Source organism: Croceibacterium salegens (assembly GCF_009827435.1).
GTDB lineage: Bacteria > Pseudomonadota > Alphaproteobacteria > Sphingomonadales > Sphingomonadaceae > Croceibacterium_B > Croceibacterium_B salegens.
Genome location: NZ_WTYM01000022.1, coordinates 16,125 through 35,105 on the forward strand (window position 1 = coordinate 16,125; position 18,981 = coordinate 35,105).

The 18,981-nt window shown below is 66.8% G+C and carries 28 protein-coding genes; 10 read left to right on the forward strand and 18 right to left on the reverse strand.

The genetic code is table 11. From position 1 onward, the window contains the following. The first annotated feature begins 3 nt into the window (after positions 1-3). Positions 4-393, forward strand: a complete 390-nt coding sequence (locus GRI89_RS01290) for a type II toxin-antitoxin system death-on-curing family toxin (RefSeq protein WP_328598019.1) — start codon at positions 4-6, stop codon at positions 391-393. A 1-nt stretch (position 394) separates the two neighbouring features. Here the strand turns inward: GRI89_RS01290 and hemF are convergent, their stop codons facing one another. Continuing rightward, positions 395-1,252 carry an oxygen-dependent coproporphyrinogen oxidase gene (gene hemF, locus GRI89_RS01295; RefSeq protein ID WP_159791470.1) on the reverse strand — a complete coding sequence of 286 codons (858 nt, stop codon included), beginning with the start codon at positions 1,250-1,252 and terminating at the stop codon, positions 395-397. A gap of 1 nt (position 1,253) precedes the next feature. Continuing rightward, positions 1,254-1,532 (reverse strand): pentapeptide repeat-containing protein, encoded by a 279-nt coding sequence (locus GRI89_RS01300; protein ID WP_159791471.1) that lies wholly within the window; start codon positions 1,530-1,532, stop codon positions 1,254-1,256. A gap of 66 nt (positions 1,533-1,598) precedes the next feature. On the opposite strand from GRI89_RS01300, the gene pdeM reads away from it, so the two are divergent. From pdeM to GRI89_RS01315, 3 genes are all read left to right on the forward strand, one after another. Further along, a complete protein-coding gene (pdeM, locus tag GRI89_RS01305; protein ID WP_159791472.1) occupies positions 1,599-2,288 on the forward strand; it encodes a ligase-associated DNA damage response endonuclease PdeM in 690 nt (229 codons plus the stop codon). 103 nt (positions 2,289-2,391) lie between these two features. After that, positions 2,392-2,910 (forward strand): translation initiation factor IF-3, encoded by a 519-nt coding sequence (infC, locus tag GRI89_RS01310; RefSeq protein ID WP_159791473.1) that lies wholly within the window; start codon positions 2,392-2,394, stop codon positions 2,908-2,910. 66 nt (positions 2,911-2,976) lie between these two features. Continuing rightward, positions 2,977-3,546 carry a hypothetical protein gene (locus GRI89_RS01315; protein ID WP_159791474.1) on the forward strand — a complete coding sequence of 190 codons (570 nt, stop codon included), beginning with the start codon at positions 2,977-2,979 and terminating at the stop codon, positions 3,544-3,546. Here the strand turns inward: GRI89_RS01315 and GRI89_RS01320 are convergent. Then, positions 3,543-3,929 carry a VOC family protein gene (locus GRI89_RS01320; RefSeq protein ID WP_159791475.1) on the reverse strand — a complete coding sequence of 129 codons (387 nt, stop codon included), beginning with the start codon at positions 3,927-3,929 and terminating at the stop codon, positions 3,543-3,545. The two genes, GRI89_RS01315 and GRI89_RS01320, sit on opposite strands and share 4 nt — an antisense overlap. Before the next feature lie 68 nt (positions 3,930-3,997). Here GRI89_RS01320 and GRI89_RS01325 point away from each other — a divergent pair, with 68 nt between their 5' ends. From GRI89_RS01325 to GRI89_RS01335, 3 genes are all read left to right on the forward strand, one after another. Beyond that, positions 3,998-5,404 carry an SLC13 family permease gene (locus GRI89_RS01325; protein ID WP_328598020.1) on the forward strand — a complete coding sequence of 469 codons (1,407 nt, stop codon included), beginning with the start codon at positions 3,998-4,000 and terminating at the stop codon, positions 5,402-5,404. A gap of 300 nt (positions 5,405-5,704) precedes the next feature. Next, positions 5,705-7,015, forward strand: a complete 1,311-nt coding sequence (locus GRI89_RS01330) for a cystathionine gamma-synthase family protein (protein ID WP_159791476.1) — start codon at positions 5,705-5,707, stop codon at positions 7,013-7,015. A gap of 136 nt (positions 7,016-7,151) precedes the next feature. Further along, a complete protein-coding gene (locus GRI89_RS01335) occupies positions 7,152-8,096 on the forward strand; it encodes an energy transducer TonB (protein ID WP_159791477.1) in 945 nt (314 codons plus the stop codon). 151 nt (positions 8,097-8,247) lie between these two features. Here the strand turns inward: GRI89_RS01335 and GRI89_RS01340 are convergent, their stop codons facing one another. Together GRI89_RS01340 and GRI89_RS01345 are read right to left on the reverse strand one after the other, a co-directional pair. Beyond that, on the reverse strand, positions 8,248-8,577 hold the full coding sequence (locus GRI89_RS01340) for a PilZ domain-containing protein (protein ID WP_159791478.1): 330 nt from the start codon (positions 8,575-8,577) through the stop codon (positions 8,248-8,250). Positions 8,578-8,710: 133 nt separating this feature from the next. Then, complete coding sequence (locus tag GRI89_RS01345; protein ID WP_159791479.1) at positions 8,711-9,244, reverse strand: J domain-containing protein; 534 nt, start codon at positions 9,242-9,244, stop codon at positions 8,711-8,713. Positions 9,245-9,385: 141 nt separating this feature from the next. Between GRI89_RS01345 and GRI89_RS01350 the strand changes: the two genes are divergently transcribed. Beyond that, positions 9,386-9,541 carry a hypothetical protein gene (locus tag GRI89_RS01350; RefSeq protein ID WP_159791480.1) on the forward strand — a complete coding sequence of 52 codons (156 nt, stop codon included), beginning with the start codon at positions 9,386-9,388 and terminating at the stop codon, positions 9,539-9,541. A gap of 23 nt (positions 9,542-9,564) precedes the next feature. Here the strand turns inward: GRI89_RS01350 and pal are convergent, their stop codons facing one another. The 13 genes from pal to hisB form a co-directional block, all read right to left on the reverse strand. Beyond that, complete coding sequence (gene pal, locus GRI89_RS01355; RefSeq protein ID WP_159791481.1) at positions 9,565-10,074, reverse strand: peptidoglycan-associated lipoprotein Pal; 510 nt, start codon at positions 10,072-10,074, stop codon at positions 9,565-9,567. 82 nt (positions 10,075-10,156) lie between these two features. Further along, complete coding sequence (gene tolB / locus GRI89_RS01360) at positions 10,157-11,527, reverse strand: Tol-Pal system beta propeller repeat protein TolB (protein WP_159791482.1); 1,371 nt, start codon at positions 11,525-11,527, stop codon at positions 10,157-10,159. After that, the gene (locus tag GRI89_RS01365; protein ID WP_159791483.1) at positions 11,524-12,300 is read right to left on the reverse strand and encodes an energy transducer TonB; all 777 of its coding nucleotides are present in this window, start codon (positions 12,298-12,300) and stop codon (positions 11,524-11,526) included. The genes tolB and GRI89_RS01365 overlap by 4 nt, the downstream gene beginning before the upstream one ends. A 13-nt stretch (positions 12,301-12,313) precedes the next feature. Further along, complete coding sequence (locus GRI89_RS01370; RefSeq protein WP_159791484.1) at positions 12,314-12,763, reverse strand: ExbD/TolR family protein; 450 nt, start codon at positions 12,761-12,763, stop codon at positions 12,314-12,316. A gap of 3 nt (positions 12,764-12,766) precedes the next feature. Next, positions 12,767-13,477: a protein TolQ gene (tolQ, locus tag GRI89_RS01375; protein WP_159791485.1), complete on the reverse strand. Its 711-nt coding sequence runs from the start codon at positions 13,475-13,477 to the stop codon at positions 12,767-12,769. Continuing rightward, positions 13,474-13,932: a YbgC/FadM family acyl-CoA thioesterase gene (locus GRI89_RS01380; RefSeq protein ID WP_159791486.1), complete on the reverse strand. Its 459-nt coding sequence runs from the start codon at positions 13,930-13,932 to the stop codon at positions 13,474-13,476. Before GRI89_RS01380 ends, tolQ begins: the two co-directional genes overlap by 4 nt. A 71-nt stretch (positions 13,933-14,003) precedes the next feature. Next, positions 14,004-14,381 carry a histidine triad nucleotide-binding protein gene (locus tag GRI89_RS01385; RefSeq protein ID WP_159791487.1) on the reverse strand — a complete coding sequence of 126 codons (378 nt, stop codon included), beginning with the start codon at positions 14,379-14,381 and terminating at the stop codon, positions 14,004-14,006. After that, entirely contained in the window at positions 14,381-14,695 is a 315-nt protein-coding gene (locus tag GRI89_RS01390) for a phosphoribosyl-ATP diphosphatase (protein WP_159791488.1), read from the reverse strand. The genes GRI89_RS01385 and GRI89_RS01390 overlap by 1 nt, the downstream gene beginning before the upstream one ends. A 31-nt stretch (positions 14,696-14,726) precedes the next feature. Further along, the gene (locus tag GRI89_RS01395) at positions 14,727-14,897 is read right to left on the reverse strand and encodes a hypothetical protein (RefSeq protein ID WP_159791489.1); all 171 of its coding nucleotides are present in this window, start codon (positions 14,895-14,897) and stop codon (positions 14,727-14,729) included. A gap of 80 nt (positions 14,898-14,977) precedes the next feature. Beyond that, entirely contained in the window at positions 14,978-15,736 is a 759-nt protein-coding gene (gene hisF, locus GRI89_RS01400; protein ID WP_328598021.1) for an imidazole glycerol phosphate synthase subunit HisF, read from the reverse strand. Between the two features lie 205 nt (positions 15,737-15,941). Next, complete coding sequence (hisA, locus tag GRI89_RS01405; protein ID WP_328598022.1) at positions 15,942-16,670, reverse strand: 1-(5-phosphoribosyl)-5-[(5-phosphoribosylamino)methylideneamino]imidazole-4-carboxamide isomerase; 729 nt, start codon at positions 16,668-16,670, stop codon at positions 15,942-15,944. After that, on the reverse strand, positions 16,667-17,311 hold the full coding sequence (hisH, locus tag GRI89_RS01410) for an imidazole glycerol phosphate synthase subunit HisH (RefSeq protein WP_159791491.1): 645 nt from the start codon (positions 17,309-17,311) through the stop codon (positions 16,667-16,669). The genes hisA and hisH overlap by 4 nt, the downstream gene beginning before the upstream one ends. A 5-nt stretch (positions 17,312-17,316) precedes the next feature. Next, complete coding sequence (hisB, locus tag GRI89_RS01415; protein ID WP_159791492.1) at positions 17,317-17,910, reverse strand: imidazoleglycerol-phosphate dehydratase HisB; 594 nt, start codon at positions 17,908-17,910, stop codon at positions 17,317-17,319. An 84-nt stretch (positions 17,911-17,994) separates the two neighbouring features. Here hisB and GRI89_RS01420 point away from each other — a divergent pair, with 84 nt between their 5' ends. Then, the gene (locus GRI89_RS01420) at positions 17,995-18,495 is read left to right on the forward strand and encodes an SspB family protein (RefSeq protein WP_159791493.1); all 501 of its coding nucleotides are present in this window, start codon (positions 17,995-17,997) and stop codon (positions 18,493-18,495) included. 36 nt (positions 18,496-18,531) lie between these two features. Next, positions 18,532-18,951: a hypothetical protein gene (locus tag GRI89_RS01425; RefSeq protein ID WP_159791494.1), complete on the forward strand. Its 420-nt coding sequence runs from the start codon at positions 18,532-18,534 to the stop codon at positions 18,949-18,951. Positions 18,952-18,981: the final 30 nt, after the last annotated feature.

Genomic DNA, 18,981 nt, shown 5'->3' on the forward strand with positions numbered 1-18,981 from the left:
GTCGTGACCCCAGACTGGATCTGGATCGCCATCGAAGTGGCGGAGGTGGCGCATGCCGAACAGCTCGTCGAGCATGGCGGCGGCGAAGGCGTGCGCGATCGCGGCCTGCTCGAAAGCGCCATGGCGCGACCCCGACAGTTGGCGGCCTACGGCGAACCGGACGCGGCAGCCTTGGCTGCCGCCTACGCCTTCGGAATAGCCCGCAACCACCCTTTCGTGGACGGCAACAAGCGTACCGCGGCGGTGGTCAGCGAAACCTTTCTAGACCTCAACGGGTACGAACTCGATGCAAGCGATGCCGAACTGGTCGTGGCCTTCCTCGCCCTCGCCGCCGGCGAGTTGAGCGAGGAGGAACTGGCCGACTGGTTCCGCACGCGGATCGCGTCGGACTAGCTCAGCTCCAGGTCACCTCGGGCGGCAGGCTCATCAGGATCGCGTCGATGTTGCCGCCGGTCTTGAGGCCGAACAGCGTGCCGCGGTCGTAAACCAGGTTGAACTCGACGTAGCGCCCGCGCCATTCCTTCTGCGCCGCCTTTTCCTCGGGCGTGAACTCCTGCCCCATGCGGCGGCGGACGATCTTCGGGAAGACGTCGAGGAAGGCGCTGCCGACGTCGCGGGTGAAGGCGAAGTTGCGTTCGAACTGGGCCAGATCGGCGCATTCGAGGTGATCGTAGAAGATCCCGCCGACCCCGCGGGCGACGCCGCGGTGGGGGATGAAGAAGTAGTCGTCGGCCCACTTCCTGAACTTCTCGTAGTAGGTCGGGTTGTGGCCCATGCAGGCAGCGCGAAAGGCGGCGTGGAACTGCTCGGTGTCCTCCTCGTAGGGGATCGGCGGATTGAGGTCCGCCCCGCCGCCGAACCACGCCTTGCTGGTGGTCAGGAACCGGGTGTTCATGTGCACCGCGGGGACATGCGGGTTGGCCATGTGCGCGACCAGGCTGATGCCCGTCGCAGTGAAGCCCGGGCTGTCCTCGCTCGCCCCGTTGATGGTCTGCGCGAAGCCCGGGGCGAAATCGCCCGACACGGTCGAGACGTTGACCCCGACCTTCTCGAACACCTTGCCCTTCATCACTCCGCGCACGCCGCCACCGCCTTCTGCTCCGTCGTCGGTTTCGCGGTTCCAGGAAATGTATTCGAAGCTCGCGTCGGACCCCGCCTCGCGCTCGATCGCCTCGAACGCGGCGCAGATCTGGTCGCGCAGGGTCTCGAACCAGTCGCGCGCTAGCTGGGTCTGGGCACTCCAGTCGGTCAATTCAGGCTCCCGGATTGGTCTTCTTGTCGTGGTCGCGTTCGAGCAGCGGCTGGAGCAGCTCGTGGATGTCGTAGCCGTAGATAGTCAATCCCTCGATGTTGGCATTCTCGATCCGCACGCCCTTCATGTTGATATCGTCGAGAACGGCATCGGCGAAATTGACGTTGCGCAAGGCCGCCCCTCGCAGGTTGACGTTGTCGAACCCTGCGCCCGCCATGTTGCAATCGTTGAACTGGCAGCCCGACAGGTCCTGCCGTTCGATCTTGCGGGGCTCGGTCATGAGCGACTCCTCTCGTGACGGGGGGACCCGCTTGCCAAGCATGGGGCGCTAGTGCAAGGAAAGCCGATGGTTCCCCTTTCGTTCGCAAACGAGGAATTCGCGCTCTCGCAAGGCCGCGCGCTCTACTGGCCGCGCGAGCAGGCGCTGCTGGTCGCCGACCTGCATCTCGAGAAGGCGAGCTTCTACGCCAGGACCGGACAGATGCTGCCGCCCTACGACAGCCGCGAGACGCTCGAACGCCTCGCGCTGGCGATCCGCGAGACCGGTGCGCGCAGGGTCTATACCCTCGGCGACAACTTCCACGACGATGACGGGCCTGAGCGGATGGAGCCGCACGCCGCTGGCATGCTCGCCGCGCTGGTGCGGGCGACCGACTGGGTCTGGATCACCGGCAACCATGACGCCGGGATGGAAGCCAAGGCCGGGGGCACGCTGGCCGAGGAACTCGACATTGCCGGCCTGCTGCTGCGCCACCGCGCCCAGCCGGGCGAGACCCGGCCGGAGATATCCGGCCACTACCACCCGCGCGTGCAGCTGCGCGTCCGCGACCGCTCGATCCGCCGCCCCTGCGCGGTGATAAGCCGCGGCGAAGCGGGCGAACGGATGATCCTGCCCGCCTACGGCGCACTCACCGGCGGAATGAACGCCGCCGATCCGGAAATCCTCAAGGCCCTCCAGCCGGCCGAGGAAATCGACGCCTTGGTTCCGGCGAAAGGCAAGCTGGCAACGTTCCCACTTTGGCGCAGGGCAGCCTAGGTTTCTCCCCACTAGCGCTCCGGGGGGAATCTCCCTACATAGCGCCTCCAATCAAAGGCAATTATCAGGAGACTGCCCCATAGCCCGTCCCCCCCGGCGCAGCATGCAAATGCCCGTGAAAAGCGGCCCGCGCTACGATGATATGATCCAGTCGGACAAAGTCCGGGTTATCGACCACGAAGGCGAGAACCTCGGCGTCATGTACACCCGAGAAGCAATGGAACAGGCCAATGAGCTTGGGCTGAACCTCGTCGAGGTCTCGCCCAACGCCGATCCGCCTGTCGCCAAGTTCCTCGACGTCGGCAAGTACCGCTACGAGGCGCAGAAGAAGGCCAACGCCGCGCGCAAGACGCAGAAGACACAGGAGATCAAGGAGATCAAGATGCGTCCCAACATCGACACACACGATTACGACGTGAAGATGCGCAGCGTGAAGAAATTCATCGAGGAAGGCGACAAGGTGAAGATGACCCTGCGCTTCCGCGGCCGCGAAATGGCGCACCAGGAACTGGGCATGGACCTGCTCAAGCGGGTGCAGGACGACGTGGCGGAAATCGCCAAGATCGAAGCCTATCCGCGGCTCGAAGGCCGCCAGATGCTGATGGTGCTGGCGCCGAAATAGGGAATTGGGGCCGCGCGTGGAACGACGCGCCGCCCCGCCCCGTTTGCTTCCGCAAGAGGAGGCACGATGATCGGCAGATTACCAATCCTTGCAGTCCCCGCGGTCGCGGTTCTGGCGCTCGTTGCCTGCAGCGAGCAGGAACCGCCGACGCCCGCGGAAACCGCGACGGCGACGCCTGCGCCTGCGCCAACCGGCTCGCCAACCCCGGCCGCGGCTGGCGGAGAGGGCGAAGCCGCGCTTGCCCCGCCGCTGGTCCCCGAAGCGGAAAAGGGCGAGAAGGGCGCGCGCAACGTGCTGCTCACCTGGGCCCGCGCGCTCGAGAACCATCAGTTCGCCGAAGCCTATGCCCAGTTCGGGCCGGACGGACCGCCGGACGGCCTGAGCCCCCCGGCCTACGCCGCGCAGTTCGGCCGCTGCCGCAAGATCACGGTCGCCATGCCCACCGGCACGATGGAAGGCGCGGCCGGCTCGCAGTACTACACCGCGCCCACCACGCTGACCTGCGAGCTTGTGACCGGCACCAGCGAGCAATGGAAAGGCGACGTGATCCTGCGCCGTATCAACGACATCCCCGGCGCCACGCCCGAGCAATTGCGCTGGCACATCGAAAGCGCGGAGGTCACCCCTTCGGGCTAGTCCTCCGCCGGCGGCTCCCACAGTTCGAGCGGGTTGCCTTCGGGGTCGTGGATGCGGGCGAAGCTGCCGACGCCTTCCATCGCCTCGCGGTGGCTGACGACCGCACCCGCTGCCTCGAGCCGGTCGAGCAGTGCGTCGAGGTCCTCGACCCGCAGGTTGAGCATGAACTGGCGATCGGCAGGGAAGTAATCGCTGTCCTTTGCGAACATCGCAAAGGCCGTGTCGCCGGCCTCCTGCGCCCAGCTCCAGTTGCCGTCGGGATCGGGCTCGCCCGATTTCGTGGCGACGATGCCGAGGTTCTCGCGGTACCACGCGGCGAGCGCGCCCGGGTCCTGCGCCCTGAGGAAAAAGCCGCCAATCCCGGTTACCCTGCCCGCGCCCATGCCTGGCCTCCTTGCCGTAATCGCCCGCTAGGCTAGGATTGCGGCGGAGACGGGTAAAGGGGCATCGGGTGCTGGCGAAACGGATCGGGTTCTGGGGCGGGCTCATCGCCATGGCGTTGACGCTGGTGCTGCCGCCGCCGGAGGGCATGCCGCACATGGCCTGGCACGCCGCGGGCCTCGTGCTGTGGATGGCCGCGTGGTGGATGACCGAGGCGATCCCGCTCTACGCCACCGCGCTGTTGCCGTTCATCGTCCTGCCGCTCGCCGGCGTGGCGGACGCCAACAGGACCGCCTCGGCCTATTACTCGCCGATCATCTTCATCTTCATCGGCGGCGCGTTCCTCGCCCTCGCCATCGAGCGCACCGGCCTGCACCGGCGGCTGGCCCTGTTCATCATGGGGCTGACCGGGGCGACCTCGTGGAAGCTCCTGCTCGGGGTGATGACCGCCACCGCGATCCTCTCGATGCTCATCTCCAACACCTCCTCGGCACTGATCATGATGCCGATGGCGCTGGCCATGCTCGCGGCGGGCGGGATCGCGGAGGCCGAGACCGAGGGCTTCGCCGGGGCGCTGCCGATGGGCATCGCCTTCGCCGCCTCGATCGGCGGCCTCGCGACGATGATCGGCACCCCGACCAACGTCATCGGCGCCGGGTTGATCGAGGAATCGCTCGGCGTGCACATCAGCTTCCTGACCTGGAGCCTCTACGCGATGCCGCTGGTGATCGTCAGCATCCCGCTGGCAGCCTTCATCATCGGCAAGGTCCAGCACCTCGGCAACGAGACCTTCGACCCGGTGGCCGCCAAGGCAGCAATCGGTTCGGGCGGGGCATGGACGGTGGCGGAAAAGCGCCTGATGGCGGTGGTCGTGCTGGCGATGCTGGCGTGGATGACCCAGCCGTGGACCGAGCCGCTGCTGCCCAAGGGCGGTCTCACCGACGGGACCATCGCCTCGGTTGCGGGCCTAGCGATGTTCCTGCTGCCCGACGGCACCGGGCGTCCGATGCTGACCTGGCCCGAAGCCAACCGCGCGCCGTGGGACGTCGTGCTGATGTTCGGCGGCGGCCTCGCGATGGCGATGGGCATGACCGAGAGCGGCCTTGCCGCGTGGCTCGGAGAGGCGCTGATCCCGCTTTCCGCGGTGCCGCCGTTCGTGATGGCGGTGCTGGTCGTGGCCTTCGTGATCCTCGTCACCGAGTTCGCCAGCAACATCGCCACCGCGAGCGGCATCATGCCCGTCGTCGCGGCGCTGGCGCCATCGCTTCACGCCGACCCGCTGCTGCTCGCCCTGCCCGCCGCGATTGCCGCGACCTGGGGCTTCATGCTGCCCGCCGGGACAGGCCCCAACGCCCTCGCCTGGGCAACCGGCCACCTGACGTTGAAGCGCATGATCGCCGCCGGATTCTGGCTCGACGTGTTCGGCGCGGTGGTGATTGTCGCGGTGGTCTGGGCAATGCACCTGTTGCTCGGTTAAGATCCTCCCCGGGACGGGGAGGTGGCAGGCGAGAAGCGGCTGACGGAGGGGATTCTCCGCTCGCGCGGCGAATGTGGACAGTCCCCTCCACCGCCCTGTGGGCGGTCCCCCTCCCCGTTCCGGGGAGGAATTGTTACAGCCGCAACCATATTGCCTTCACACGGTACGGGCAGTAATGCGCACTCGCCGACGCCCGGTGGAGATGCGGTCCTGCGGAGGTTAGGACCGCCAGCGCCCCGGGAACAATCGAACAGGCTCCTGCCTTCCTGGGAGCGTAGCAATTAGGAAGGAGCGCCAGCGATGGCCGATCCCGTAAAGCCGCTCACCCCGCGTCGCCACCGCAAGCCCGAAGTCACCACCATCGGCGGGCGTGAGCTCAAGCCCAGCACCCTGATGATGGGCTATGGCTACGACCCGGTGCTCTCCGAAGGCTCGCTCAAGCCGCCGATCTTCCTCACCAGCACCTTCGTGTTCGAGAACGCGGAAGCCGGAAAACGCCACTTCGAGGGCATCACCGGCAAGCGCCCGGGCGGCGCCGAGGGCCTCGTCTATTCGCGCTTCAACGGCCCCAACCAGGAAATCCTCGAGGATCGCCTCTCGGTGTGGGACGGGGCGGAGGACGCGCTGGTCTTCTCCAGCGGCATGACTGCGATCTGCATCCTGATGATGGCCTATTGCGAGGCGGGCGACGTGATCGTCCACTCCGGCCCGCTCTACGCCGCGAGCGAGGGCTTCGTCGCCAAGTGGCTGAGCAAGTTCGGCGTGCGCTACGTCGACTTCCCGGCCGGCGCGACCCGCGAAGAACTCGATGCGGTGATCGTGAAGGCCAAGGACATGGCCGCCGAGCGCGGCGGCAAGGTGGCGATGATCTACCTCGAAAGCCCCGGCAACCCGACCAACGCGCTGGTCGATGTCGAGGCGGTCAAGGCCGCGCGCGACGCGACGCTCGATCCGGCGGTGACTCCGATCGCGATCGACAACACCTTCCTCGGCCCGCTGTGGCAGAGCCCCCTGCGCAATGGCGCCGACATCGTCGCCTACTCGCTGACCAAGTACGCGGGCGGCCATTCGGACCTCGTCGCGGGCGGCATCTCCGGCGCCAAGGCGTGGATGGACCCGGTGCGCAGCCTGCGAAACACCATGGGCGGCATCTGCGACCCCAACACCGCATGGATGCTGTTGCGCAGCCTCGAGACGCTGGAAATCCGCATGCAGCGCGCGACCGAAAACGCCATCAAGGTCTGCGACTTCCTCAAGGACCACCCCAAGGTGGAAGGCGTCGGCTTCCTCGGCCTGCTGCCGGACGGGCGGCAGAAGGACATCTACGACCGCCACTGCACCGGCCCGGGCAGCACCTTCAGCCTGTTCATCAAGGGCGGCGAGGCCGAGAGCTTCCGCTTCCTCGACGCGCTCAAGGTGGCCAAGCTCGCGGTGAGCCTCGGCGGCACCGAGACCCTCGCCAGCCACCCGGCGGCCATGACCCACCTCTCCGTCCCCGACGATCGCAAGGCCCAGCTCGGCATCACCGACAACCTCGTGCGCATCTCCATCGGCATCGAGGACGCCGGCGACATCATCGCCGACTTCGACCAGGCACTGGCGGCGGTGTAAGCTCCAGCAGACTCCCGCAATCCGACTTGCTTCAATCCGGCAAGTATGGTTCCCTCATCGCGGAAGGGGGGCTTCCGTGCGCGTAACACCCAGAATTCTTGCAGCAATCCTCGCGGGGTGCCTTGCGCATGTCCCGATGCTTGCCGCGGCGAAGGATGTGGTGCTCGAACCGTCTTCCGACTGGACGCTGACGGAAACGCCGCAAAGCTGCGCCGTCACACGGGAGTTCGAGAACGACGGCCGCAAGGTCGTGCTTCAGATCGAGAACCACACTTTGGGGCCCTTGCTCAAGATGGTGGTGGTGACCGGCGACTATCAGCTTGCCAAGGCAAAGCTGGGCAGGAGCGGCCTTTCGACCGGGTTCCTCCCGGGCAAGACGTTCGATTGGCGGACCTGGCCGGCCAGCCTGCCGGACGGTCGCCAGGGAGTCTCATTTCCCTACGCCTTCGCCTTGCAGGTCAATGAGGACCAACTCAAAGCAGTGGAAGGCGACAACGCCGACGAGAACATGCTGCAGCGGCTCTTTTCCCTGGCCCGCCAGCGCGAACGCGATGTCGACCGCCTTTACGTAGGCAACGCGTTCACGCGCGACATCGTCCTGCACACCGGGAGCATGCGCGCGCCGATGGTGGTCATGCGGTCGTGCCTTGCCGGGTTGGCCCGGCAATACGGCCTCGATTGGGCGAAGCTCGACGGCGCCAGCCAACTGGCCCGTCCGCTCGACATGGCCGGTTGGGTGCAACGGGTCCAGCTCAGCTATCCGCCGGAGATGAAGAAGAAGGCGATCGGGGCGCACTTCGACCTCGTCATTACCGTCGAACCCAACGGCGTGGCACGCGCTTGCGAGGTATTCGGAAAGGCGCCCGCGCCGGAATTCGTCGATGCCGCCTGTTCCGTGGCCTACACCGAACCGTTCGCACCGGCACTCGATGCCGGCGGCGAGCCTATCCGCGGGGTCTACAGCATCGGCGTAACCTACGTTGCCGATGGCCAACCCCGGCGCCAGTGGGGCGGCGGCGACTATCGCCCCAACCTCGAACCGAGAGTGACCGGCGGCGAGAGCCTCCCCACGGCGAACTGATCGTTCACCAGGAGGCTCGGCGGAGCGGACGCATACGCTGGCTCTTGGAGGGGGTAGCGCGCCCTGTTCCCCCCGAGCCAGGGCGCGCCGTAGGACGGTGTGTAACCGTCCTGTCAAATATAGGCAATCGCCCGGATTTCGGTCCGATTCGTCAGGCCGCGCGGTCGATTTCGCGCAGCGGCACGCTCTCGCCGATCGAGGTGATCCAGCCGCGCACGCCGAACTTGGTGATGTCGAGCCGCTTGTCGAAACGGATGCCGCAGTAGAGCTCGTCGATCCACACGATCCTGCCCGAGACGCTGACCTTGTCGGTCAGTTCGACCTGCACGGTGCTACCGAGGTTATCCATCGGGCGAGCGGTCTCTATCCTGCAGCCATGCAGCGAGATGTCGCGGATGACCACGCGTACCGGCGTGGCCGGAGCGCGGCAGGCGACTGCCACATTCGTGGCGACGCGCGGTGACGAACGGCGTTCATCCATCCCGAAGGTCCTCCCGTTTGATTGTTGCAAATAGGGGAACTTCCTTAACAAAGCGTCACCTGCGTTAACTCCGATTTTCGCGATTATCGGTGCTGTTGGCCCGGCGCGGAGAGGCTCGAGCGGGTTGGGGATATTAACCCTTCCAGCTGCGCCGTTCCTCGGCCTGTCGCAGGACCTCGTAGGCCAGCGAGTAGGCCTGGAAGGCCTTGGCCGCTTCCTCGTCGCCGGGCTTGACGTCGGGATGGACTTCCTTGGCCTTGGCCCGCCACGCCTTCTTGATCGCCTCGAAGTCGACATCGGATTCGAGCCCGAGCACGTCGAGCGCGCGCATCTCGTCGGCGGAGCGGCTGCCGTCGCCGCTGCCCGCCCAGCCGTAGTGCGCCGCCTCGGCATAGCCGGCGTTCTCGCTCTGCTCCGACTTGGCGCGCGCCGCGGCCTCTTCCTTGTCGAGGCCTTCGAAGTAGTCCCACTTCTGGTTGTATTCGGCCGCGTGGCGCTGGCAGAAATACCACCGTTCCTTGCTGTTAGGAGACTTGGGCGCGGGGCAATCGCCGGGCTCTTCGCAACCGTGACGGTCGCACAGCCGCACGGTCGCCGCCTCGCGCGAGCTGCCGTAGCCGCGCCAGCGCGGGAACCCCCAGTCGAGCGAACGCCGGGCGCGGCTCAAAGCTGCATGTCCTGAATCATCGTCACCTATGTGGCCTGCCTCGGCTCGCCTGCCAAGGCGTCCGTTTGCTACACTTTAAGACAAATGCTGCATTGCACAACGAATGTGGCGACCCATATAGCGCGCCAAGGAGATCCGTTCGTGAGCAAGCAGCTGTCCATTTCCGCGTCGATTTCCGTCTTCGTGACGGCGGTGTTCGTGCTGATGGCGACGCCGAACCTCGACCGCGCCAACGATACGGGCGCGACGAATTTCTTCGCCGCGCCCGCCATCCAGGTCTCGCTGCCGACGCGCTAGCGCCGGCAGGAACCTCATTCGCTTCAGTTCAGGACGACCGTCACCGCACGGCGGTTCTGCGCCCACGCGCCCTCGTTCGAGCCGAGAGCGACCGGACGTTCCTTGCCGTAGCTGATCGTCGAGATCCGCGCCGCCGGGATGCCGAGGCTGACGAGGTAGTTCTTCGCCGCATTGGCCCGACGCTCGCCGAGCGCGAGGTTGTAGTCGCGGGTCCCACGTTCGTCGCAATGACCCTCGATCGTGGCGCGGATTTGCGGGTATTGCAGCAGGTACTGCGCCTGGCTGCGCAGCGCCGCGGCGTCTTCGCTGTCGATGTTGAACTTGTCGGTGTCGAAGTAGATCGTGTCCTGCCCGGCCATGACCTGCTTGAAGTGTCCCTGGCTGCCCGGAATCGGGCCGGCAGGCTGCGTCGGAGTGGGCGCTGGGGCATAAGTGGACTCGGGCGCCGGCGGAAGTTGTTCCGGAGCCTTCTTGGCACACGCCGTGAGGGCCAGGGCGCTAACTGCTACGAGGGAGATGGTCAGCTTGTTCATCGAAATCTCCTTTTTCTTTTCTTAATCTCAACGCCTGTTCGCCGCGCCCGAGGGATAACCCTACCACGAACAGACGACGTTTTTAGGGCAGAACCGGCCCCCACGCCGGATCCGAGGCACCGACCGGCGTCCGCAGACGCCGTTCGTTGCGGCCTGTGAGGTCCACCTGCCAGATCGAGCTGTCGCCCGAGGTGCCCTGGGCAGTGCGGAAAAACTGTACGATGCGCCCGTTCGGGCTCCAGGTCGGGGCTTCATCCTGCCAGGAATTGGTGAGGTGGCGAAGCCCGCCGCCCGAAGGGGTCATCACGCCGATGCGGAAGTTGCCGACGATATGGGTGAAGGCGATCTGGTCACCGCGCGGGCTCCATTCGGGCGTGGCGCAGCGGCCGCCGAAGAAGCTGATGCGGCGCTGGTTGCCGCCGTTGGCGTCCATCACATAGCATTGCTGCGTGCCCGAGCGGTCGCTCTCGAACACGATGCGACTGCCGTCGGGCGAATAGGACCCGCCAACGTCGATCCCCGGCGTATCGGTCAGCCGCCGCGGCGTGCCGCCGGTAGCTGGCACCGAATAGATATCGGTATTGCCGTTGACCGCCATCGAATAGAGGATCGTGCGCCCGTCGGGGCTCCAGCGCGGCGCGAAGGTCGCGTTGCTGCTTTCGGTGACGAGGGTCTGCCGCCCGCTGCCGATGTCGTAGACGTAGATCCGCATCCGGTCGTTCAGGTAGCTGAGGTAGACGATCTGCGAATAGTCGGGCGAATAGCGCGGCGTCAGCGCGGTCGACTGGCCGTTGGTGATGAAGCGATGGTTGGCCCCGTCCGAATCCATGATCGCCAGCCGCTTCACGCGGTGATCCTTGGGCCCCGTCTCGGCGATGTAGGCAATCTTGGAATCGAAAAACGGGCTCTCGCCCGAGAGGCGCGAATAGACGAGGTCGGCACACTTGTGCGCCGCGCGCCGCCAGTCGGCCGGCTGCACCACCCAGCCGGCGCGGGTCAGCTCGTCGCCCAGCTGCACGTCGTAGAGATAGCAACCGACGGTCAACTTGCCGTCGTTGGCGGCGCGGACGAAGCCCTGCACGAGCATCTCTGCCCCGCGCCCGCTCCACGTGCCGAACTGCGGATTGGTGATATCGCCATAGCTCGGCTTGGGCAGCGCATCGGGCCCGGTCGGCTTGAACAGCCCGTTGTTTCTGAGGTCGTTGTAGACAACCCGCGACAATTCGAGCGCCAGCGCGCCGGTCCCGGCGCTGTTCGCCGGCGTCGACTGTTCGCGGTCGGTGGCGAAACTCGGGATGGCGAGCGCGAGGTCTTCCCACGCGTTCTCGTCAGTGACGGAGCCGGTCAGGCCGCCTTCATCCTCCGCCTCGGGCGGCGGTGCCGCGTCGTCCTGGGCCAATGCCGGCACCGGGGCCGCGAGAAGGGCCAGCGCTATGATCGTCCTGATGGTCATCCCAATTTCCTGTCAAAGCGCCATGACTTCACGCGCTTCCATTTGTCGTAGAACTCGTCCGGGAGGTCGAACGGGGCGGCGAGGCGGACGGCACGGACCGCCTGTTCGGCATGGCGGGCCGCCTGCGCCTCGTTGGTCGGCGTGATGCCCTCCTGCCGCACCACGCGCGGCGAACCGGCAAGGCTGCCGTCACTGTTGAGGTCGAACGCGAGATAGGTCACCAGCAGCTCGGCGTCGGGGCCCTGCGGCGCCTGCCAGTACTTCTTGAGCTGGCGGTTGATCGCCTGTTCGAGGCTCGCCTGCTCGGCCGGGCCGAACTTGGCTGCCGGGCTGCCGGAACCGCTGCGCTCTCCTGCACTCACGCCCTTGAGGAAATCGTCGCCGAGGCGCGCGCCGCCACCCAGCTTGCTGCTCGCGGTCGGCTTGGGCTTCGGAGGCGTGGTCGGCTTCGACTTGGGCGGCGCGGGCGTCGGCGAAGCGATCGTGCGCGGCTGCGGTGGAGGCACAGGTTCGGTCACCGGCGCGGGCACCGGCTCGGGCTCAGGCGAAATTTCGGGCGCGACCGCCGCCTGCGAGTCCAGCGAGGGTTCGGGCGCGGTCGATTCAAGGCTCACGTCGGTGGCCAGGCTGACCGTCATCCGCTCGGTCGGCGGGATCGCCGGCGGCGCGCGGTTGGCATGCCACAGCAGCAGGCCGAACAGGGCGATGTGGGCGACCACAGCAATGCCGAGCCCAACCTTTTCCTCCCCTTGAAGATGCGCGATCGCTGCCATCCTTCGTTCCGGGCTATGGCGCTTCGGCTGAACCGTTGGTGACCAGCGATATGCTGCGGCACCCGGCGCGGTTGAGTTCGCCCATGACCGCCATGACCCGCCCGTAGTCGAGCGCGCGGTCGGCACGCAGCGTGATCAGCGGAGCGTCTGCCGTCTCGCAGCCGAAGCGACCGAGCACGGCAGGCAGTTGTCCGGCGGGCACGCGCGAATCGTCGACGAAAATGAAGCCGTCACGGTCGATCGACATCGTCACCTGGTCGGGCGTCTGGTCGAGCGGGTTTGCGCGGCTGTCGGGCAGGTCGATCGGAACCCCGCTGGTCAACAGCGGTGCAGTGACCATGAAGATGATCAGCAGCACCAGCATCACGTCGACCAGCGGCGTGACGTTGATGTCCGCCATCGCCGCACGGCGGCGCGCACGGCCGCGGCGGCTGGACCCAGAGGAGGCGATGCCCATCGCCATGGCTCAGAGGCCCTCCAACTCGCGCCCGACCTGGGCGTGGACGCGGTCGGCGAAGCGCTGCAGGCGTGCCTCGAAGGCGTTCACCCGGTGGCTGAAGCGGTTGTAGGCGATGACGGCCGGGATCGCCGCGAACAGGCCGATGGCGGTGGCGAAGAGCGCCTCCGAAATGCCCGGCGCGACGACCGCGAGCGAGGAGTTCTGCTGTTGGCCGATCTGGAAGAAGCTGTTCATGATGCCCCAGACGGTGCCGAACAGGCCGACGAAGGGCGCCACGGCGCCGGTCGTGGCGAGGAAGTTGAGCCGTTCAGCTAGGCTGTCGGCCTCGGTCGCGACCTGGCCTTCCATCGCCAGCGCAACGCGCGCGGCGGCGCCGTTCCTGTCGATGACGCGGCCGCTGCTGCCGGTCGAGCGCGCCAGTTCCTCGAGCCCGGCCTTGGCCACCCGCAACGAGGGGTTGGTGCGACGCCCGTCATCGAGCAGACGCTCCGGCTCGCGCGCGCTGAGGAACAGCTTTTCGAACTCGCGCGAGCGCTTTCGCACGCTGCCCATCTTGAGCTGGAAGCTGACTATGATCGCCCAGACCCAGATGCTCGCCAGCACGAGGCCGAGGATCACCGCCTGGACGACAATGTCGGCATCGAGAAACAGCTGCAGCGGGTTGAGCCGGGTCGGTGCGGAGACCGCGCCGGAAGCGAGAATTTCGGTGAGGTTCATGCAGTCCCTTGTACGTCCATCAACTGTGCAAATGCCGCGCGCCATTCCAGCGGCTGGCGGCGTGGTTTCCCGTCCGGTCCAACGAACCCGACGCGTAATTGTGCCTCCGCCAGGACAGTATCACCGCGCAGCGCGCGCTGTGCAATGCGGCACGAGGCGGCGCGAAGTTCGACGGGGCGGCTTTCGATCACGATCTCGTCGTCAAGGCGGGCCGGGCTGAGGTAGCGGATCGATATTTCGGCCACGGCGTATGCCCCGCCTCCGCCCTCGTGGGTGGCGCGCTGCTCGATGCCGACAAGGCGCATCATTTCGGTGCGCGCGCGCTCGAACCATTTGAGATAATTGGAATGATAGACCACGCCGGTCAGGTCGGTGTCCTCGAAGTAGACGCGCATCGGGAAACGGTGCGTCGTCCCGTCGAGAACACCCGACGGCGATTTTGGGCACGTGGTCATGAGGGGGGCCTTAGCCGCCGCGCGACTCGGCTGGCAACCTTACTTAAGTTAGGAATCTCCTGCCGGCCGGCTCAGCCGCCGATCATCCGCCCGAGCGGCCTGCCGCCGAAGATATGGAAGTGGAGGTGCGGGATTTCCTGCCCGCCCTCGATCCCGGTGTTGACCAGCAGGCGGTAGCCCGGTTCGACCAGCCCCGCCTCGCGCGCCACATGGCCCACGGCGCGGGCCAGCCCGGCGATTTCCTCTGCCGAAGCGCGCACGGAAAAATCGTCCCAGCTCACGTAGGCGCCCTTGGGAATGACAAGGATGTGCACCGGCGCCTGCGGGGCGATGTCGTGGAAGGCGAGCGACCACTCGTCCTCGTAGACCTTATTGCACGGCAACTCGCCGCGCAGGATCTTTGCGAACACGTTCTGGTCGTCGTAGGGCAGCGTCGGGTCGATCGGCATCAGGCGCTCCTCGCAGCCTTTTCGTCCAGACCGGAGGTGCCTTCGCGGCGATCGAGTTCGGCGAGGACGTCGGCCAGGGCGATGTCCTTTTCCGCCAGCAGAACGAGCAGGTGGAACAGCACGTCGGCGGCCTCGGAGGTCAGCTCTTCGGTGCTGCCCGAGAGCGCTGCGGTGACCGCTTCGACCGCCTCCTCGCCCAGCTTGCGGGCGATAACCGGCAGGCCGCGGGAGTGGAGCTGCGCGACGTAGCTCGTCTCCGGCGAAGCCGAGAGGCGCTGTCTGATAGTGCTTTCGAGGCGGCTCAGCGTGTCCATGCGCGGGGCATGGGCAAGCGCGGGCGGTCCGTCAATCCTGTCCGGGATCGCGGATCGCCAGCCGCCGCCCGATCAGCACACCGGCGAGGCCGAGCGCGAAGAGCGTGACCTGCGAACCTTCGGGCACCTGCATCCCGTCCCCGGCGAGTGCGGCGCTCGAGGAAAGCAGGAAAGCGGCGGACATCAGGATACGCGGGGGCATGGCTTCCCGCTCTGCCTCGGCAGGCGAGTCCGCAAGCGCCACTTCGAAGCTGTCCCGCGTCGGGACCGGCCGAAATTCGCTCAGGCGCGCGCCGGCAGTCCCGCCGCCCGCAGCGCTTCGTGCGCCTCGGCGATGGTGTGGGTGCCGAAGTGAAAGATCGAGGCGGCCAGCACGGCGCTGGCATGGCCCTCGGTGACGCCCGCCACGAGATGGTCGAGCGATCCGACCCCGCCGCTGGCGATCACCGGGATCGAGACGGCATCGGCGATCGTCCGGGTCAGCTTGAGATCGTAGCCGCGCTGGGTGCCGTCGCCGTCCATCGAGGTGACGAGCAGCTCGCCCGCACCGAGTTCGGCCAGCTTCGCGGCGTGTTCGACCGCGTCGATGCCGGTTTCGCGACGGCCGCCGTGGGTGAAGATTTCCCAGTGATCGTGGACCCAACGCGCATCGACCGAGGCGACGCAGCACTGGCTGCCCATCTTCTGCGCGATCTCGGCCACAACCTCGGGCCGTGAAACGGCGGCGGAATTGACTGCGACCTTGTCCGCCCCAGCAAGCAGCAGCGCGCGGGCATCCTCGACCGTTCGCACACCGCCGCCGACGGTCAGCGGCATGAAGCACACCTCCGCTGTGCGCCGGACGATGTCGAGCAGCGTTCCGCGCCCTTCGTGGCTGGCGGAGATGTCGAGGAAGCACAGCTCGTCCGCCCCCGCCTCGTCATAGGCCCGCGCCTGCTCGACCGGGTCGCCGGCATCCTTGAGGTCGACGAAATTGACGCCCTTGACCACCCGGCCATCGGCGACGTCGAGACAGGGGATGACGCGGATGCGGACGGTCACAGGACTTTCTCCGCGAAGAGGTAAAGTTGGAAGGCAGTCGCTAGTGCGCCAAGACCGACAACGAACCAAAATTTGGCTGGCTCGACATCGCGTTCGACGTCCACATCCAAGCGAAAAAATGTCGTCTGACCACGCCGCAGTATCCTCGCAGTCATTACTCCGAGGAGCGCAGCGGTGAGCAAGTGCAGCCAAGGCCAGAAGTCCGTCATCCCCGCCCCGCCATCGCAATTGCCGCCGCCAGGTCCAGCTTGCCCTCGTAAAGCGCGCGCCCGGTAATCACGCCCTCGATCCCGTCGCGGGCGTTGAGCGCGAGAACGTGGATGTCGTCCAGCCCCTTGACCCCGCCGCTGGCGATGACCGGGATATCGACCCGCCGCGCGAGGTCGAGCGTCGCGTCGATGTTGACGCCCTTGAGCAGCCCGTCGCGGCCGATGTCGGTGAACAGGAGGCTGGCGACCCCGGCATCCTCGAAGCGGCGGGCGAGGTCGACCACCGGCACGTCGGACACGTCGGCCCAGCCTTCGGTTGCAACCATCCCGTCGCGCGCGTCGACGGCGACGACGATGCCGCCTTCGAACTCGCGCGCCATGTCCTTGACGAACTCGGGGTCCTTGAGCGCGGCCGAGCCCATCACCACGCGCGCCACGCCGAGGTCGAACCAGCCCTCGACCGCTTCGCGGTTGCGGATGCCGCCGCCGAGCTGGACGTAGCCCGGAAAGGCCGCCACGATCGCTTCGACCGCCTCGCGGTTCTCGGCCTTGCCGGCGAACGAGCCGTCGAGGTCGACCACGTGGAGGTGTTCGGCCCCGGCCTCGGCAAAGATCATCGCCTGCGCCGCCGGGTCGTCGCCGTAGATCGTGGCGCGATCCATGTCGCCTTCGGCCAGCCGCACGACCTGGCCGCCCTTGAGGTCGATGGCGGGGAAAACGATCACGGGCGCCACTCCAGAAAACGTTCAAGCAGCGCCAGCCCGTAGGCCTGGCTCTTTTCGGGGTGGAACTGCACGCCGAGCAGGTTGTCGCGCGCCACCGCGGCGACGAGGCCGCCACCGTGGTCGGTCATCGCCGCGATGTCGCGGCCGTTGTCGGGGGCGAAGTGATAGGAGTGGAGGAAATAGGCCTCGCCTTCCTCGATCAGTCCGGCGCCGTCCCGAGGATTGCTGGTATGGTGCGGCATCGGCGAAACGTCGTTCCAGCCCATGTGCGGCACCTTGATCGCCGGATCGGTCCGCTCGATCAGTTCGACCTGCCCGGGAATCCAGCCGAGACCGCGCGTGACGCCGTGTTCGAGCCCGCGGTCCGCCATAAGCTGCATGCCGACGCAGATGCCGAGGAAAGGGACGCCCTTTTGGAGCACCCGTTCTTCCATCGCCTCGACGAGGCCGGGGATGCCCTTCAGCCCCTTGGCGCAGGCCCGGAAGCTGCCGACGCCGGGGAGTACGATCCGCTTGGCCCCGCGCACGAGGTCGGGATCGGCGGTCACGGCAACTCGCTCCGCCCCCGCGGCCTTCAGCGCGTTGTGAACCGAGTGGAGGTTGCCCGCGCCGTAGTCGATGAGGGCGAGTGCTTCCGCCATGCGCGTCAGCCCCCGAGCTGCCCCTTGGTGCTGGGCACCGCCCCGCCCTTCCTCGGGTCGAGTTCGACCGCCTGGCGCATCGCCCGGGCGAAGCCCTTGTAGATGCTCTCGCAGACGTGGTGGTTGTTGGTGCCGTAGAGCAGCTGGACGTGCAGCGTGATCCCGGCGGCCTGCGCCACCGAGTGGAACCAGTGCTCGATCAGCTCGGTGTCCCATTCGCCGAGCTTTTCCTGTGTGAAATGCGCCTTCCAGACGAGGTACGGGCGGCCCGAGATGTCGAGCGCGACGCGCGCGAGCGTCTCGTCCATCGGCGAATAGGCGCTGCCGTAGCGGCCGATCCCGCCCTTGTCGCCGAGCGCCTCGCTCAGCGCCTGGCCGAGCACGATGGCGCTGTCCTCGGTGGTGTGGTGCTGGTCGACGTGCAGGTCGCCCTCGACCTTCATCGTCACGTCGATCAGCGAGTGTCGTGAAAATTGTTCGACCATGTGATCGAGAAAACCGATCCCGGTCGCAACGTCATAACTGCCTGTCCCGTCGAGATTGACCTCGACGAGGATCCTGGTTTCGGTCGTATCCCTCATGATGCGGCCGGTGCGCATGTGCCGCGCTATAGGCAGAATCAGCGCTCAGGCAAGCATTCCACGCTTGACCGCGAGCCTGTGTCTCGCCACGACGCGCCTGATATGGCCGACGACACGCCAGACAGCCTGATACCGTACGACGAAATCGTGCAGGAAGCGCTCCGCGCCGTGGTGGGCCGCGTGCTCGGCGAGGTCCAGGCGACCGGCGGCGAGCTGCCCGGCAACCACCACTTCTACATCACCTTCAAGACCGGGGCGCCCGGCGTCTCGATCCCGCGGAACCTGAAAGAGCGGTTCCCCGACGAGATGACCATCGTCCTGCAGAACAAGTTCTGGGACCTCAATGTCGACGAGGACGGCTTTACGGTCGGCCTGTCGTTCAACCAGATCCCGGCCAAGCTCGACATCCCGTTCTCGGCGATTACTGCCTTCGTCGACCCGGCGGTCGATTTCGGGCTGCAGTTCCAGGCGGTTGCCTCCGACCTTGCGCCGCCGGCGCACGAAGACGCAGAAAACGATGCACCGGAAGGCGGCAAGCCCGACGTGACCCCGCCGGAAGACGGATCGAACGTCGTGACGGTCGATTTCGGCCGCAAGAAGTAGCCGCTCCGCTTTGGGGCGGTGCAAGCAGGGGGCGCAATGCCAAGGCGCAGCAGGGACAGGGTCTCGAACAAGGGCACGGTCAGCAAGGCGCTGGGCGGCGCCAGGAAGGCCATCGCCAAGGTCCCCGGCCCCAGCACCAATGCCGCCACCAACCTCCTGATCGCCGACATCGCCATGCGCGCGTCGAGCCGCCTGTTCCGCAAGACGATGGAAAAGGGGCTGCTGCGACTCAAGTTCCCGGCCGAGCAGGCGCACGACATCGTCGAGGGCAAGACGATGGGGCATACGCTGATGACCGCGGCGGTCGCGCGCATCGCGACGCGTTCGGTTCCGGGCGCGCTGGCGGTGGCCGGCGTGCTGTTCGGCAAGGCGGTCATCGACCGCAGCATGGGACGGCGCAAATCCAGCCGCCGCGGCATGCGCCGGCTGAACAAGCAGGCGGAAAACGCCGACTGACGGGTTGATTAACCGGTCCTGCTTGCGGCA